Source organism: Bacillus sp. LNXM12-1, assembly GCF_003004375.1.
Lineage (GTDB): Bacteria > Bacillota > Bacilli > Bacillales > Bacillaceae > Bacillus.
Map to the genome: position 1 here is coordinate 1,093,977 of NZ_PVWX01000001.1, position 16,347 is coordinate 1,110,323.

15 protein-coding genes and 1 other annotated feature are annotated in these 16,347 nt (G+C 42.9%); of the genes, 1 reads left to right on the top strand and 14 read right to left on the bottom strand.

The window, feature by feature from the left end:
- Nucleotides 1-40: 40 nt before the first annotated feature.
- The 11 genes from minD to C6Y07_RS05805 form a co-directional block, all read right to left on the bottom strand.
- A complete protein-coding gene (minD, locus tag C6Y07_RS05755; RefSeq protein ID WP_003216504.1) occupies nt 41-844 on the bottom strand; it encodes a septum site-determining protein MinD in 804 nt (267 codons plus the stop codon).
- Nucleotides 845-846: 2 nt separating this feature from the next.
- Nucleotides 847-1,530 (bottom strand): septum site-determining protein MinC, encoded by a 684-nt coding sequence (gene minC, locus C6Y07_RS05760; protein WP_034661644.1) that lies wholly within the window; start codon nt 1,528-1,530, stop codon nt 847-849.
- A 54-nt stretch (nt 1,531-1,584) separates the two neighbouring features.
- On the bottom strand, nt 1,585-2,103 hold the full coding sequence (gene mreD, locus C6Y07_RS05765) for a rod shape-determining protein MreD (RefSeq protein ID WP_106156337.1): 519 nt from the start codon (nt 2,101-2,103) through the stop codon (nt 1,585-1,587).
- Nucleotides 2,100-2,999 carry a rod shape-determining protein MreC gene (gene mreC / locus C6Y07_RS05770; RefSeq protein ID WP_003216396.1) on the bottom strand — a complete coding sequence of 300 codons (900 nt, stop codon included), beginning with the start codon at nt 2,997-2,999 and terminating at the stop codon, nt 2,100-2,102. The genes mreD and mreC overlap by 4 nt, the downstream gene beginning before the upstream one ends.
- A 27-nt stretch (nt 3,000-3,026) precedes the next feature.
- Entirely contained in the window at nt 3,027-4,046 is a 1,020-nt protein-coding gene (locus C6Y07_RS05775) for a rod shape-determining protein (protein WP_012010766.1), read from the bottom strand.
- Between the two features lie 90 nt (nt 4,047-4,136).
- The gene (gene radC / locus C6Y07_RS05780; RefSeq protein ID WP_034662037.1) at nt 4,137-4,811 is read right to left on the bottom strand and encodes a RadC family protein; all 675 of its coding nucleotides are present in this window, start codon (nt 4,809-4,811) and stop codon (nt 4,137-4,139) included.
- A 48-nt stretch (nt 4,812-4,859) separates the two neighbouring features.
- Nucleotides 4,860-5,429: a Maf family protein gene (locus C6Y07_RS05785; protein WP_034661651.1), complete on the bottom strand. Its 570-nt coding sequence runs from the start codon at nt 5,427-5,429 to the stop codon at nt 4,860-4,862.
- Between the two features lie 177 nt (nt 5,430-5,606).
- Complete coding sequence (locus C6Y07_RS05790) at nt 5,607-6,626, bottom strand: SPOR domain-containing protein (protein ID WP_060596888.1); 1,020 nt, start codon at nt 6,624-6,626, stop codon at nt 5,607-5,609.
- Nucleotides 6,627-6,794: 168 nt separating this feature from the next.
- Nucleotides 6,795-7,514 carry a prepilin peptidase gene (locus C6Y07_RS05795; RefSeq protein ID WP_106071780.1) on the bottom strand — a complete coding sequence of 240 codons (720 nt, stop codon included), beginning with the start codon at nt 7,512-7,514 and terminating at the stop codon, nt 6,795-6,797.
- 147 nt (nt 7,515-7,661) lie between these two features.
- Nucleotides 7,662-8,960, bottom strand: coding sequence for a bifunctional folylpolyglutamate synthase/dihydrofolate synthase (locus tag C6Y07_RS05800; RefSeq protein WP_317615058.1), 1,299 nt, complete (start codon nt 8,958-8,960; stop codon nt 7,662-7,664).
- Nucleotides 8,961-9,031: 71 nt separating this feature from the next.
- Complete coding sequence (locus C6Y07_RS05805; protein WP_066030591.1) at nt 9,032-11,674, bottom strand: valine--tRNA ligase; 2,643 nt, start codon at nt 11,672-11,674, stop codon at nt 9,032-9,034.
- A 59-nt stretch (nt 11,675-11,733) separates the two neighbouring features.
- Nucleotides 11,734-11,963, bottom strand: a binding site (T-box leader).
- A gap of 168 nt (nt 11,964-12,131) precedes the next feature.
- On the opposite strand from C6Y07_RS05805, the gene C6Y07_RS05810 reads away from it, so the two are divergent.
- Nucleotides 12,132-12,320 (top strand): hypothetical protein, encoded by a 189-nt coding sequence (locus C6Y07_RS05810; protein ID WP_003216497.1) that lies wholly within the window; start codon nt 12,132-12,134, stop codon nt 12,318-12,320.
- A 44-nt stretch (nt 12,321-12,364) separates the two neighbouring features.
- Here C6Y07_RS05810 and ysxE read toward each other — a convergent pair whose 3' ends face one another.
- The 3 genes from ysxE to hemL form a co-directional block, all read right to left on the bottom strand.
- Complete coding sequence (ysxE, locus tag C6Y07_RS05815; protein ID WP_066030590.1) at nt 12,365-13,396, bottom strand: spore coat protein YsxE; 1,032 nt, start codon at nt 13,394-13,396, stop codon at nt 12,365-12,367.
- Nucleotides 13,397-13,433: 37 nt separating this feature from the next.
- Nucleotides 13,434-14,897 (bottom strand): LysM peptidoglycan-binding domain-containing protein, encoded by a 1,464-nt coding sequence (locus C6Y07_RS05820; protein ID WP_106071778.1) that lies wholly within the window; start codon nt 14,895-14,897, stop codon nt 13,434-13,436.
- A gap of 133 nt (nt 14,898-15,030) precedes the next feature.
- The gene (gene hemL, locus C6Y07_RS05825; protein ID WP_034661671.1) at nt 15,031-16,323 is read right to left on the bottom strand and encodes a glutamate-1-semialdehyde 2,1-aminomutase; all 1,293 of its coding nucleotides are present in this window, start codon (nt 16,321-16,323) and stop codon (nt 15,031-15,033) included.
- Between the last annotated feature and the right edge of the window lie 24 nt (nt 16,324-16,347).

Below are 16,347 nucleotides of genomic sequence, written 5' to 3' on the forward strand. Positions count from 1 at the left end.
GACCGATTCTCATCGAATCGGTCTCATCTTACTTGAATGCTTATGCTCTTACACCAAAAAATGCTTTCAGCTTCGCAAACATTCCTTTGTTTTCATCTTCAAATGATTGAAGCGGAACAGATTCGCCTAGTACACGGCGGGCGATATTACGATACGCAATCGATACTTTGTTTTTAGCATCCATGACAATCGGTTCACCATTGTTTGAAGCCTTAATCACGTCATCATCATCTGCGACAATGCCAAGAAGGTCAATCGATAAGTGATGTACAACTTCATCCACATCCATTGAATCGCCACTTTTCGCCATGTGTGTACGAATACGGTTGACAATCAAACGAGGTGGTTCGATATCTTCTTGTTCTAACAAGCCGATGATACGGTCAGCATCTCTCACAGCTGAGATCTCAGGCGTCGTCACGACAATTGCCTTATCTGCACCAGATACAGCATTTTTAAAGCCTTGCTCAATTCCAGCAGGGCAATCAATGACGACATAATCAAAGTCTTGTTTCAATGATTGAATTAATTCTTTGATCTGCTCCGGCTCTACAGCCGTTTTATCGCTTGTTTGAGCAGCGGGTAAAAGATACAAAAGATCCTCGAAACGCTTATCTTTTACAAGCGCTTGGTGAATTTTACATCTTCCTTCTACTACATCGACTAGATCATAAATAATGCGGTTCTCAAGCCCCATCACGACATCTAGATTCCGAAGGCCAATATCGGTATCCACTAGACACACTTTTTTCCCTTGAATTGCTAGTGCTGTGCCTAAGTTTGCAGATGTTGTTGTTTTGCCAACGCCGCCTTTTCCTGAGGTAATCACAATAGCCTCGCCCAATTTCACATTCCTCCCTCAAGCCTTGTCAGATTAGGTCTTATATGAGCCAATTGCTGCAGGCGTTCAATGATCATGTTGCCATCTATATCTAAATAAGCACATTCCATTTCGTTTCCATCTTCTTTTTGATCTGGTGCACGGTTAAACACTTGTGCGATGCGAAGCTGAGTTGGAATCATACGAGATGCCGCAATGACAGCTTGTTTGTTCCCATTACATCCAGCATGTGCTACGCCTTTTAATGCGCCGAGCACAAAAATATTTCCCCCTGCACGAATCGTTCCGCCAGGATTGACATCTCCTATTAATAAGAGGTCTCCTTCGACATACAGCACCTGTCCAGAGCGCACAATTTTGGCTACAGAGGTAATTTCGGCCTCTGCTTTTAATCGTCTCGCCTCTTCAGTTGACATGACGTCACTTTCAATGGAGTGAATGACGAGATGTTCATTTTCAGAGACCGCTTCAGTCAAACGCATTTCCTGATCCTCTGTTAAATACCGAAAACCAAGCTTAATATGCACATTAACCTTATGCCCTTCTCTGCCATCTGTATATTGCTCAAGTAAAAGAACCTCTCGCAAGCCAGAAAGAAGGTCATCAAACGAACAGTCATCATTTAACTGTAATGTTAATCCGTTTTTTGTACCTTTTATCGTCACATATTGCTGTTTTTGAGTTTTCAAGATGCTCACCTCAACAACATACTCATTTCGCCGTAATTGGACAAACTCCTGCTTTTATTCGTCGATCAGTCCTTGTTTCATATTGATGAAAAAGAGCCTAAGCGGCACAACAAGTATGAGAGACGCAGCAGTATTTAAAAGAATCGTTGGAATAAAGCGTTCGATGACATACGTATTAAACGGCATAATTCCTGGTTGAATTGTCGCTTGAACGCCGTATACATAAAACTCCATCACGGAAACAGCAATAATCGACAGAAAGACGACCACTAACATATTCGTTTGCAGAACTTTAAAGGCTTTCGCTAGCAAATAGCAGAGCGCTCCATAGCCAAACATATGAACACCAAGTATGCCTGTATACGAAATATCATATAAAAGTCCAAAGATAAAACCGAAAATCACACCATATTTTTGATTCACAAAAGCAGTCATAAATACAAGTGCGAGTAAGATGAAATGAGGAGCTAAAATTTGATTGTCTGAAACAAATGGGAGCTTCACTAGATCGACAAAAATACTGTCAAATACGAAGATAAACAACATGACGAAAGCAAGAAGGACACGTCTCACGAGCCTTCCTCCTTCGTCAATTCAGATGCATCTGCCGTACTTGAGCTGCGATTCACCACAATCACGCGGTCTAAATTGTTGAGTTCAGCCGCTGGTTCTACATAAATAATTTTTGTCAGGCCGTAATGATCTGGTTCGATTTCACTCACCTTACCAATCGTCAAGCCTTGCGGGAATACGCCCCCTGCTCCAGATGTTTCAACAAGATCTCCTTTTTTGACATCTCCATCTGCATCAGATTTCAGAATATTCATTGTCAGCATTTTTTTCTTACTGTCATAACCGTTAATAATTCCGTTGAGTTCTTCTTTGCCCTTTTTCGCAAAAATTTTCGTTGAAATTCTATTATTTTGGTCCGTAGAGCTTAGCAACCTTACAGTTGAAGTAAAATTGTTGAGCTTATCACTTTCAATTTTCCCAATTAACGCACCACTCTCATTTGTGACCGCCATATCTTTGTCAACGCCTTGTTTTTTCCCTTTATCAATCATCACAAAGCTATCCCAAAGGGACGGGTTTCTCGCGATAACCGTTGATAGAATTGGCGTATAATCACGAATAGAGTTCACATATCCGAGCTGCTTGCGAAGCTTTTTGTTCTCATCTTCTAGCTCTTGAAGTTTCGCCTCATATTGAGTTTGTCCATCAAGTTTTTTTCGAAGACGCTCGTTTTCATCATATGTGTTCTTTAAATCTTGTACGTTCCCATAAATACCGGCAATAAATTGTGATGGTTTATGAAAGACACCTTGAAAAAAGCCTGTCGTATCCCCCACTAATTTTTCCGGCCATGAAGCACCTCTGCCGCTTTTCACTGAAAAACCAATCATGGCCACCAGTACGATGACACAGACAAGGAGCAACATTAATCTTTTATTCATAAAAAACTGCGGCATGTCTTACACCTCTTTATTTACGCCCGATTATCGATTATCTTTAGATTTTCCTTTGAACAAATGAATATGCTCTAGTGCTTTTCCTGTACCGATTGCCACACAGTCAAGCGGGTCTTCAGCAATAATGACTGGCATCTTCGTTTCATCACTAATGACTTTGTCAAGATTACGAAGCAATGCACCGCCGCCAGTTAAAACGATTCCGCGGTCCATAATATCTGCTGCCAGCTCAGGCGGGGTTTTTTCAAGTGTCATTTTCACCGCATCGACAATTGTTTCCACCGTATCGCGAAGCGCTTTTGCAATCTCATCTGCCGTAATAGAGATCGTTTTTGGCAGACCTGTTAAAAGGTCACGGCCTCGAATATCCATCTCATCATGTACATCAGGCTGCGCAGAACCGATTTCCATTTTAATGGCTTCTGACGTACGGTCACCGATCATCAGGTTATACGTTTTACGGATGTAGCTGCTGATCGCATCATCCATTTCATCTCCTGCCACGCGGATCGACTGTGAAGTCACAATGCCGCCAAGAGAAATAATGGCTACCTCTGTTGTACCGCCGCCAATGTCCACAACCATACTTCCTGTTGGCTCCCATACAGGCAGGTTAGCACCGATCGCCGCAGCAAATGGTTCTTCAATCGGGTATGCGTCACGTGCTCCAGCTTGTCTTGTCGCATCAATGACTGCACGCTCTTCTACAGCTGTAATACCAGATGGTACACATACCATCACGTAAGGTTTGCGAGCAAAAAGCCCTTTGCCTTTTAATGCTTGATTAATGTAATATTTCATCATTGTTGCTGTCGTCTCGTAATCTGCAATGACTCCGTCTTTCATCGGGCGTAGTGCCACAACATTACCAGGTGTACGGCCAATCATGTTTCTAGCGTCATTTCCGACCGCCACTATAGACTTCGTATCAGTTTCCAAAGCTACGACCGAAGGTTCTCTTACAACAATGCCTTTTCCTTTAATAAAAACAAGCGTATTCGCTGTTCCAAGATCTATTCCAAGGTCTTTTGTACCAATTCCAAACATATGTATGTATCTTCCTTTCTTAAACCAAAATTCCCTTTAGGGAAAAACTCATAAACTCTATTATATCGTAAAACATTGAAAAAAAAAGTGTTACAAATACCCTTTTTCCTTCAAACTCACAAATTTTTGATCACCTATGACAAGATGATCAAGCAGCTGTATTCCAATCAGCTTTCCACATTCAAAAAGTCGCTGTGTAACTTCAATATCTTCCCTGCTGGGCGTCGGATCTCCAGATGGATGGTTGTGCACACATATAAATGAAGCCGCCGAACGTTTAAAGGCCTCTTTGAAAATTTCACGCGGGTGAACGATCGATGAATTCAGGCTTCCAATAAACACGGTATGTTTATGAAGAACTTGATTTTTGGTATTGAGATAAAGACAAACGAAATTTTCCTGTGTCAAAAATCTCATATCTTCCATCACAAAGTTCGCTCCGTCTTCTGGTGTGCGGATCACATAGCGGTTATCCGTCGTTTGATGGTGTAATCTAGTGCCGAGTTCTAAAGCAGCTAAAAGAGAAATCGCCTTCGCCTTTCCAACTCCTCGGATCTTCGACATTTCTTCAATTGAGGCTTCTTTTACAGAGCGAAGACCGCCAAATGTTTGCAGAAGTCTTGCGGAAATTTGGAGAACTGATTCTTTTTTTGTGCCTGTTCTTAGAAGGATCGCAACAAGTTCATGATTTGACAAACTGCTGGGCCCGTATTTGATAAATCGTTCTCTCGGTTTTTCATCATGAGGGAAATGCTTTAGCAGCATAGGGAAATCGTTCAGGATGACCACTCCTTTTAGAATTCCTTCCTGTCTTCAAAAAGGGGTGATTCCAAAGGTTTCAAGCACTCTGACTGTTTTCGCAATAGGTAGACCTACAACGGAAAAATAATCACCATCTATTTTTTGAACAAACAGTGCGCCTTTCCCTTGAATGCCATAGCTTCCCGCTTTATCAAGGGGCTCGCCCGTATTGATATAGCGATCTATTTCATTTTGAGTCAGCGTCCAAAATGTCACTTCTGTCTGTTCATAAAATGTTTCTTTTCTATTCTCTGACTGAACCGTGACACCCGTCAAGACTTGATGTGTCTTTCCTGATAATAATTGAAGCATGAAAGCCGCTTCTTTCTTATCTTTTGGTTTCCCAAGACATTTGCCGTCAATTGCAACAATTGTATCTGCACCAATGATCACAGCTTTAGGATTTAATCTTTGAATATCATTTGCTTTTTGTTCTGCCAACCATTGGACGTTCTCAGCAGGAGAAAGGTTTCGATTTATTTCTTCTTTTAAATGACTTGCTTGAATGTCATAAGAAAACCCTGCTAGATCAAGCAATTCTTTTCTTCTAGGTGATTGAGATGCGAGAATCAATTGGTTCATGTTTGTTCATCCTTTCAGGGTTTAGCCTAAGAAGTAAGATACCCATTCATCCTAGCAAATGTACATCTTACCGACAATCTACGAAAATTCATTTTTCATGTACCTTCATCATTATGTTGGATGTAAAAGAAAAAAACTAGTCATTTTTTGACTAGTTTCGTTTCTAAAAAAATGATTTTACGTATTTAATTGATCAAGCAGTGCCTGCTGAGATTTCCAGCCGTTTTCAGCAGTTGGGTCATTTAATAGCTGCACAGCTTTTAGCAAACTGCTTTTAGCCGATGCGTCCGCTGTTTTGGCACTTTCAAGCTCAGAAACCAGCTGCGTGACTTCCTTTTGATCCACTTCATCGCCGGCAATCACTTTAGAGGATAATACAGATGCCTTTTCTATTAAACTAGTCAGCTCATCCGGTACTTGAAATGAGAGCTCCTTTCCTCCCCACGCCTCAAAGTGCTGATCGATCAGCTTCTTCCCTACAGCGCTTGTCATTCCCTGCTCTGTCGCAAGCCCAGCAATGACATAATATCCATCATCCATTGAGACCTTTTTCCCTGCATACCCTGCATCTTTTAAACTGCCAACTAAGTCATCTGCTCCTTTTTCAGAAGAAAATTTCCCAGCCTGTACAACAAAGGTTGATAAACTGCCAGAGGCACTTTTTTCATCGTTGTTCTCTTTTGAGTCATCCGTAGTACCTGCTTTCGGCGCATCCCCGCCGGCTTTCATCGATGATTGATTTCCAGATCCAGATGCCGAGACACTGATATCTCCTCCTGATGGACTTGGTGTACCATCTTGACTTAAACTAAGCGCAAACACCCCAAGGCCTGTCCCAAGAACCACCGCAAACACAATCGTTGTCATCACTCTCTTGAAGGGGCCGCGGTTTTTACCAAACTTCTGATCAAAGGAGCCTTTTTTCTTTTGATAAGGCGTGACGACCTTTGGATCAGAATGATAAATATGATCAGCTGCATCATCCCACTGGAAATCTTCTTCTTTCGGTTTAGACGAATCTTCCTGAGAAGCCGCTGTCTCCTGTTCCGACTGCCTCTTTTCCTCCCAATTCGAAAACGTCACTTGATCTTCCTGCTTTTTTGGCGGCTGATGATCATCTTCATGCAGCATTTCTTCCTTGCCATTAATATTGACCTTGAGCCCTTGTTTTTTTGCCTGCCTCTTTTTCACTGTCATTCCCCGCTTTCTGACATGTTTGTAAGAAAGACCTTTCTGTCCAATGAATCAGCGCGAATTTAACCCGTCCTTCTTTCTGTTTCACACTTTAACATAGCAGTAAAAAAAAAGAACAAGACTTTTGTCGGCAGGGCAAAAAAGTGTTCGCCAATTTTTTCACCCCTTCGACTAGCCAAATAGAAACAAGACAGGAGCACCAAAGAGATACAGCCAAAAAGAAAAAGCGATCGCAGGAACAAAGGGGAATGGCTCGTCTAATTGAAAGGAAAAGACCTTCGCATAGACCATTCCAGCGATACATGAGAGAAAAAGCATGAGAAGGAACGGCTTGAATCCAAAGCAAAACGCAAGCAAACTGAACAGCTTCATATCAGCTCCGCCCATGCTATTTGGCTTAAAATAATCTAGACTAGAAAACAAAAGAATGCAAAAAATCAGAGAAGCCGCTCCTTCCCACCAAATAAGGAGCGGTTCCAGCGTGCGGTATATGACGAAAAGAGGGAAAAAGAAGAGAAACAGCTCGTTCGGCACCCTCATATAGAGAAGATCACTCACGACAGCAATCACGAATAAACTACAAAGAATCACAAGGAAAAGACCTTCAAACGAAAAACCAGCGATCCTATAAACGAACAAAAAAAGACCGCCTGTCAGCAGCTCAACCGTTGGATATAGCCAAGACAACCGAGTGCCGCAATGTTTACAAGACCCCCTCCATACAACATAAGAAACGAGCGGGATCATCTCATGCAGGGAAAGCGGCTGTTTACAGACTGTGCAGTGAGAGCGAGGGAAGAGAATAGACCGCTTCACTGGCAGCCTTTCGCCAACGAGATGAAAGAACGACCCCATCGTGATGCCTGCAAGAAACAGAAAAATCTCAATCATACATGGTGCTCCTTCCGGGAATAAGATAGACCGGATTTTACCATGACCCTATCCACTAAAGCATCTAGTGAAAATATGATTTTCCCCCTTTTCTACATATAAAAAGAAAAAGACGCAGGAGGCATCAAAGCCATTTGCGTCTTTTCGTTACCCGATCATACGATTTCGTATATCTGAAATAAAATAAAGAGAACCTGTCACAAGGAGCACCGCTAAAGGATCATCACTCTTTTTCTGAATCCATTCAAGCACTGCACGAGGGTCATCACCATATGATTTTGCCTCTAACTGACTGCACGCATAAAGTTTTTCAGCTGATTCCGCTCTTGGAAAGTCAAACGAAACAAAATGAATAGATGAACTAACAGCTTCAAGCTTTTGAATCATTTGCTTGTACGGCTTATCCTTTAAAGCACTAAAACAAACATGCACTTGTTTACCAGAAAAATGAGCTTGTACCGTTTCAATTAAACGGTCGATTCCCTCTTCATTATGAGCGCCGTCTAAATAAACTGCTGGATGGTCTTTGACTTTTTCAAATCTTCCAGCCCAAACTGCATTCCGAATACCTTCATATACCTGTTCTTCTGTCACACTAATATAGCCTTCTTGCTCCAGCCATTCAATGAGTAGAACGGCAAGAGAAGCATTTTGCCGTTGATGCGTTCCAATTAATCCTGTTTCAAGCTGCGGATACTGCCTTTTTGATGTGTGTAACGTAAACCGTTCGCCTGTTTCTGTTGGCTGCTGCTCACCGAAGGTACAAGTATGCTGTAATGAGATGCATTCCGCATTCTTTTCTTTTGCGATGTTTTGAATGACCCCAAGTGCTTCCGGTTGATGAACAGCAGTGATCATCGGAATATTCTCTTTGATAATGCCCGCTTTTTCAGATGCAATCTGTTCAAGTTTGTCACCTAAAATTGCCATATGATCATGACCAATTGACGTAATCGCTGTTAAAATAGGTACGGCAACATTTGTTGAATCAAGTCTTCCGCCAAGCCCTGTCTCTAATAGGACAAAGTCTACTTGGTGCACATCGGCAAAATAAGCAAATGCACATGCGGTAATGATTTCAAATTCTGTTGCTGCGCCAAGCTCGGTTTGATCTAATTCATCAACAAAAGGCTTGATCTTATTCACCAAACTCAGCCATTCTTCATCCTGTATAGGCGCTCCGTTCACGCTGATTCGTTCATTGAACGTTAAAATAAACGGGGAGGTGAAGGTTCCGACCGAATAGCCTGCAGCCTGTAAAACGGAACGAGTAAACGCAATGGTTGAACCTTTTCCATTTGTCCCTGCAACATGCACCGCTTTTATGCGTTGTCCCGGATGGCCTAGTCTGTTCATCAGCCACTTCATTCTTTCAAGACCCGGTTTTACACCAAAGGCCAGTCTACTGTGAATCCACTCAATGGCTTCATGATAGGTTGTAAACAATGTCATCTCTCATTTCATACGAAATTTTCAAAAAAGACGACTCCATTTTGTTAGGAGCCGTCTTTTCAACTTTATGCTTTCAGCTCTTCAATCCGCTTTTGAACAGCTTCGCGTTTTGCGACATAATCACGTTCTTTCGCACGCTCTTCTTCTACGACACTTTCAGGCGCTTTTTTCATAAAGCCTTCGTTGCCAAGCTTTTTCTGGACGCGTTCTACTTCTTTTGTCAGCTTATCAAACTCTTTTTGCAGACGAGCAATTTCCTCATCTAAGTTAATTAAGCCTTCAAGCGGCAGAATGAGCTCTGCTCCAGAAATAACAGCCGTCATCGCTTTATCACTAGCTGGGACATCTGTGCCAATTTCAAGAACACTTGGGTTCGTGAAGCGCTCAATATATGAACGATTCTTCTCTAAACGTTCTTGTACATCAGATGTGGATGCTTTGATGTAAAGTTCGACTTGTTTGCTCATTGGTGTGTTTACTTCACTGCGAATGTTACGAACAGAGCGAATGAGTTCAACAAGCAGTTTCATGTCAGCAGAAGCTTGATCATTTGAAAGCTCCGGCTTCACCTCAGGCCAAGCTGCTACAGTAATGGACTCACCTTCATGCGGAAGATGCTGCCAGATTTCTTCTGTTAAGAACGGCATAAACGGATGAAGAAGTCTCATCGTTTGATCTAATACGTACGCAAGGATCGAACGAGTCGTTTTTTTCGCTGCTTCATCTTCACCATAAAGTGGAAGCTTCGCCATCTCAATGTACCAATCACAGAAATCATCCCAAATGAAGTTGTATAAATGTCTGCCCACTTCACCGAATTCATACTTGTCAGCTAGCTGTGTGACACTTTCAATCGTTTCATTTAAGCGGGTTAAAATCCATTGGTCAGCGACTGATTTTTCTCCAGTCAAATCAAGTTCATCATACGTTAAGCCATCCATGTTCATTAAAGCAAAACGCGATGCGTTCCAAATTTTGTTCGCAAAGTTCCAAGTGGATTCAACCTTTTCAAAGCTAAAGCGAAGATCCTGACCTGGTGAGCTTCCAGTCGCTAAGAAATATCTTAATGAATCTGCACCGTATTGATCAATGACCTCCATTGGATCAATTCCGTTGCCGAGCGACTTACTCATTTTACGTCCTTGTTCGTCGCGGATCAGTCCATGAATCAGAACGTCTTTGAACGGTTTTTCTCCTGTGAATTCAAGACCCTGGAAGATCATGCGAGAGACCCAGAAGAAAATGATGTCATAGCCTGTAACAAGCAGGTTTGTTGGATAGTAGCGCTTGAAGTCTTCACTGTCTGCATCTGGCCAGCCCATTGTAGAGAAAGGCCAAAGCGCTGAACTAAACCATGTATCAAGCACATCGTTATCCTGTTCCCAGTTCTCCAGATCTTCTGGCGCTTCCAGTCCAACATATACTTCTTTCGTTTCTTTATGATACCAAGCCGGAATGCGGTGTCCCCACCATAGCTGACGAGAAATACACCAGTCACGGATATTTTCCATCCAGTGTAAATACGTCTTTTCAAAGCGGTCTGGAACAAATTGAACTTGGTCGTCCCCATTTTGAAGGTTGATGGCTTCGTCTGCCAGCGGCTGCATTTTTACAAACCATTGAGTAGATAAATAAGGCTCAACGACAGCTCCGCTTCGCTCACTATGACCAACTGAATGCATGTGGTCCTCAATTTTGAACAAAATACCCTCTTCTTGTAAATCTTTCACAAGCTGTTTACGGCATTCGAAGCGGTCCATTCCTTTGTATTGCAGTGCATTTGCATTCATTGTGCCATCTTCATTCATGACAAGAATACGCTCTAGCTCATGGCGGTTTCCAAGCTCAAAGTCATTCGGGTCATGGGCAGGTGTAATTTTCACAGCTCCTGAACCAAACTCCATATCGACATAGTCATCACCAACGATTGGAATCTCTCGGCCTGTAATTGGTAAGACCACTGTTTTTCCAATCAAATGCTGATAGCGTTCGTCATCAGGGTGCACGGCAACGGCTGTATCCCCAAGCATGGTTTCAGGTCTTGTCGTCGCAATTTCAATTGAACCCGTGCCATCTGAAAGCGGGTATCTCAAGTGATAAAACGCACCTTGAACATCTTTATAAATGACTTCAATATCAGAAAGTGCCGTTTTCGTCGCTGGATCCCAGTTAATGATGTACTCTCCGCGATAGATAAGTCCTTTTTCATACAATTGGACAAACACTTGGCGTACCGCTTTATTCAGACCTTCATCTAATGTAAAACGTTCACGTGAATAATCAAGACCAAGTCCCATTTTCGCCCACTGGCTGCGAATAAAGTCCGCATATTCTTCTTTCCATTTCCACGTTTCTTCCACAAATTTCTCCCGGCCAAGGTCATAACGGCTCACGCCTTCTTCGCGAAGCTTTGCCTCTACCTTTGCTTGGGTCGCAATACCGGCATGGTCCATTCCTGGAAGCCATAGAACATCATAGCCCTGCATCCGTTTCATACGCGTCACAATATCTTGAAGTGTAGAATCCCATGCATGCCCAAGGTGCAGTTTTCCTGTCACGTTTGGTGGAGGAATGACGACTGTATATGGATCTTTCGTTTTGTCATTTTGTGCTTCGAAGAATTTCCCTTCAAGCCAGTACGTATAGCGGTCTTTTTCAATCGCATTTGGATCGTACTTTGTTGGCATTTCTTGATTATTTGTTCCCATTTGTGTAACCTCCACATTTTTTCGGCTGATGAAACATAAAAAAAGCCTTTCCATCCTTATAAAAGGACGAAAAAGCTTTTTCGCGGTACCACCTTTTTTCATGGAACACATAGACGTGTCCCATACACTCTAAAGGATAACGGGGTTCTCCCGAATTTCTCTACTTGTTCATTCAAGAAATTAAGCTCACAGGCGACCTTCCAAACAAGTACATCCTAGGAAACCTTTCAGCTCATGGTCTCCCTCTCTTTAGGGTCTTGCTCGTACTCTTCCTGATCCACACTTACGATATATCACGTTCATCAGCACATACTCATCTTTTATTTATATTACTAAATGCCTTTTGTTTTCGTCAATCATCTTTTCCGCTTTTCTTCTTCTTTATACAAATTGGGCAGGCACCCTTTGCCCTATTACCCATATGATAATAACAAAATGAAGAAGGAGGGCGTTTGCTTTGAAGAAGATCAATCCTTACACACTTCCCCCCTGGCTGAGACAAATTCGGGCAGTGGCCTCCCAAGTCGTTCTCCCGATTGCGATATTTCAAGGGTTTCGTACGATCATTTTCCCCACGACATTTGACGTCCTCATCCTAGGTATTTTGATTTTTCTCGCCTGCGCCTTTCACCTTGATTGGTTTTAAACTCGCGCTTATGTAACGGCCAATATGAACACAAAATAACCTCGTCATTCCGCTGATGACGAGGCACTTTGTTCTTCTTCAAGCCGTCTAGCCTGCTCAATCTCATGAATCTTCATGACGATCGGCTCTGAATTTTTCATCTGCCAATACGCTCTTAACAGCCGCTGACAGCTCTCCATTTCATCCTGCCCGCCTGCTTCATAGGCTTTTACTGTATCAAACAGACCTTGCGGATAAGCAAGGTAACTAAGAAACAAATGCAGCTCTTCCTCCCGAAGAGGATTTCCTTTTTGGTACGTATAAAACAAGGAAGTGCATTCAGGACAAGACGTAGGATAGGTTTTGAATGTCCGAAAGTAAAAGGTTAGAAGGTCATAAATGGGGGCGGCTTTTTTAGACCGCTCAAAATTGGTGAAATGTCCTGTGCCCACATCATTATACAAAAAGTGATGAATCGACAGCTGCCCATGATTTAACACAACACGTGTTGTCTCTTGATCTTTCATTTCTTCATGCCAATCTTCTAATCGTTCAAGCGCAAATTCGCTGGCAGACATCGCCTCTGAAAAATACATCGCAGCAGCCAGCTCAAATGGTGACATATACCAAGTCTGCTCTGCCCGCTCTATGAATCGTTCATACATGTCTTTCTCTGTTTCCCATTTGGTCTTGATTTGTGTGTAGTGCGCTTCTATCTCTTGCTCTGTGATATCCATCATCACTTCAGTCCGCTTATGAAGTCTTGCAATCTCTTGAAATAAATATTCATGTTTATCGTCCTGCTCTTCTCTCTTTTCATTCGTCAGCCACGGCATGAGATAGTATGCGTACTGGCTTTCTCGATGACTTGAGAAAAAAGAACCGCTCTTCGTCCGATAAATCGGCACAAAAGAGCGATAGCCCTTTGATTCTAGTTCAAGCATTTGCTCTGTAAACTGCATATGTCGACTGGCTTTTACTCGCTTTAGGGCAAATATGCCCTGCTTTGTATATACTTTGACAACAGCAGGACTGACAGGTTCAATGTATTCCGCCTCAAGCCCGTATTCGTATAGGATAGATTGGATTTCATCCACGTTCACTCACCACATTTTCTCGGTCGGTCATCGCTTGTTATGCATTGCTTTTTTGATATTCAGGAATATAAAGAATCTGCCCTTCTTCAAGCTCCGCATCAACCGATAATGAGTTTGTGCGAAGGAGCTGCTGCACATTCAACTGATATCGCTCACAAATAAGATCGACCGTATCTTCTTGCTGAACTATACATATTTTCATGCGAGAAAAATCTTCCTCCTCCTGCTTAGCAAATAGCTTTGTTAAATAAAGAGAGTTCTCACTGCCAGACGTTTCTCTCTCGTCATATTCAGGCTCCTCTTCTTCTTGAGCTGACTCATATACTTTTGGTGCTTCTCGTTCATATAACCGTCCGAGCTGGTTCGTATCATCCTGTTCCTGTTCCTCTTGCTCCTCTTCTACGTGGTAAGTGGGTGATTCAAATATTGGATACGGCTGAACCGTTTCTTCCAGCTCTTCGGCTGCTTCCGGATCTTTTCTCACTTCCACCTCAAAGAACGTATCTTCCCGCTTCTCTTCTTCTAAGAGCTTAGGCGGTTCAAAAAATGGTGGTTCTTGCACCTGAGCTTCAGGTAAGGAGCGATAACCAAGCGCCACTTCTTCTTGGCTCTCCGTTTCCTCCAGTTCTTCCGATTCTTCCGGTTCTTCGGTTTCTCCCTCTTCTTCCCTACTCACCAGCTCTATCTCAATTTCTTCTTCCTGTTCTTCTTGCTGTTCTTCTTGCTCGGCGCGTGTGTCATGCTGTAATACAGCCTGTTCCTCATATTCTTGGCTCTCCGTTTCCTCCAGTTCTTCCGATTCTTCCAGTTCTTCGGTTTCTCCCTCTTCTTCCCTACTCACCAGCTCTATCTCAATTTCTTCTTCCCGTTCTTCTTCCTGTTCTTCTTGCTCGGCGCGTGTATCATGCTGTAATACAGCCTGTTCCTCATAGACCTCACGTTCATTGCCTTGCAGCTCTTCTTGTTCCTCATGCTCTGGCTGCAGCTGATAATTGTAGGTCACATCGCCATATTCTTCTTCAGGACGATGGACAAATTCATACGGCTCCTCTACCTCTACAGGCGCTTGAGGCATTTTCTCGTCTAATAGACCCTCAATCGCCAGATCAGCTTGAATGGTGAGCAAACGATTTTCTGTCAGCTGGTAATCAAACGCATCAATAAACACAAACACATCATTTAAATGACTGATTTTATTCTTAGGGATGGTGATATCAACCGGGAATTGATGCAGAAGCTCCGCCGTTCCGTCTTCTCTTACCTTCACCTCATCAGCTTCCCTGTATGATGCATAGGAACTCAATTCACCCAATAGCTCCTCTTGATTTATGTTGTATTCTCCTGTTAGCTCGAGTGAACCTCTAATCGAAACATAATCATTCACTTCTTGAACGAGAATGTCAGGATCGAGAGAAATTGACAGCAGCTCACTGACTTCCTGTCCGCTTTTGAAATAAATGGATTCTTCTACCGAAAACTGTAATCGATTGTTTTGAGACAAGTCGGTGTCCTCCTTTCATCTAATCCTTCAAAATAAAATTAGATGTCAATACAGATGTATGTGAGAGGCAGTGAAAATATGATTGGTTTTCAGCAACACAAAAAAGCCGATATGTCCCCATACCGGCTTTCGTTTATCGACGCAGTTTTTGAAATACCTTTTCCACTGTCTCAATCGTATATTCGATGTCTTCATCTGTATGAGCTGTTGACAGGAACAGTCCTTCGAATTGAGAAGGAGGAAGGAAGATGCCGCGATCCGCCATTTCCTTGTAAAATTCAGCGAATAAAGCGAGATCAGCGGTTTTTGCTTTGTCATAATTGACCACTTCTTCATTTGTAAAGAAGAATCCAATCATCGAACCCGCACGGTTAAACGTTAATGGAATTCCGTGTACTTTCGCCGCTTTTGAAATGCCTTCTTCCAGCCGGTCTCCTTTTCGTCTAAACTCTTCATAAGACTCAGGTGTCAGCTGTTTTAAGGTTTCTAAGCCTGCTGTCATCGCAAGAGGGTTACCAGATAACGTTCCTGCTTGATAAATTGGACCGCTTGGTGCAATTTGTCTCATGATATCCGCTCTTCCGCCATAAGCACCGACCGGGAGACCGCCTCCGATCACTTTACCAAGGCACGTCAGATCAGGTGTGATGCCAAAATAGCCTTGCGCGCAGTGATAATCCACACGGAAGCCAGTCATGACCTCATCAAAAATGAGTAAAGCTCCGTATTGCTCCGTGATGTCTCTCAGCCCTTGTAAGAAACCTTCTTGCGGAGGAACAACCCCCATATTTCCTGCAACCGGCTCGACAATGACACCTGCAATATCGTCTCCAAACTCCTGAAAAGCAACTTGAATGCTCTCTAAATCATTGTACGGCACTGTGATCGTGTTGCTTGCAGTCCCTTCAGGTACACCTGGGCTATCTGGAAGCCCTAGCGTTGCGACACCTGAACCCGCTTTAATGAGCAAAGAATCGCCGTGGCCATGATAGCAGCCTTCAAATTTCACAATTTTATTTCTGCCTGTAAAGCCGCGAGCTAGACGAAGTGCACTCATGGTCGCCTCTGTACCAGAGCTGACCATACGAATGACTTCAATGGAAGGAACTCGCTCTGATACAAGCTTAGCTAATTCATTTTCAACTAACGTGGAAGCACCAAAGCTTGTCCCCTGTTCCGCAACTCGTTGAATACTTTCAACCACACGGTCATTCGTATGCCCTAAAATTAGCGGTCCCCATGATAAGACATAATCGATGTATTCATTTCCATCAATATCATATATCTTGGCGCCTTTGCCTCGTTCCATAAAAATCGGGTCTGTGTTAACTGATTTAAATGCACGCACAGGGCTGTTGACACCACCAGGCATTAAATGCTGCGCTTCTTCAAATGCTTGCTTTGATTTTTCATAGCTACGTCCCATTTCAACGTCCTCCTGTCTATCCGT

Excerpts from the sequence above, each read along its gene's own strand:
- mreC (WP_003216396.1), bottom strand. The coding sequence starts at position 2,999 with ATGCCGCAGTTTTTTATGAATAAAAGATTAATGTTGCTCCTTGTCTGT.
- C6Y07_RS05775 (WP_012010766.1), bottom strand. The coding sequence starts at position 4,046 with ATGTTTGGAATTGGTACAAAAGACCTTGGAATAGATCTTGGAACAGCG.
- radC (WP_034662037.1), bottom strand. The coding sequence starts at position 4,811 with ATGCTGCTAAAGCATTTCCCTCATGATGAAAAACCGAGAGAACGATTT.
- C6Y07_RS05785 (WP_034661651.1), bottom strand. The coding sequence starts at position 5,429 with ATGAACCAATTGATTCTCGCATCTCAATCACCTAGAAGAAAAGAATTG.
- C6Y07_RS05790 (WP_060596888.1), bottom strand. The coding sequence starts at position 6,626 with ATGACAGTGAAAAAGAGGCAGGCAAAAAAACAAGGGCTCAAGGTCAAT.
- C6Y07_RS05795 (WP_106071780.1), bottom strand. The coding sequence starts at position 7,514 with ATGATTGAGATTTTTCTGTTTCTTGCAGGCATCACGATGGGGTCGTTC.
- C6Y07_RS05805 (WP_066030591.1), bottom strand. The coding sequence starts at position 11,674 with ATGGGAACAAATAATCAAGAAATGCCAACAAAGTACGATCCAAATGCG.
- hemL (WP_034661671.1), bottom strand. The coding sequence starts at position 16,323 with ATGGGACGTAGCTATGAAAAATCAAAGCAAGCATTTGAAGAAGCGCAG.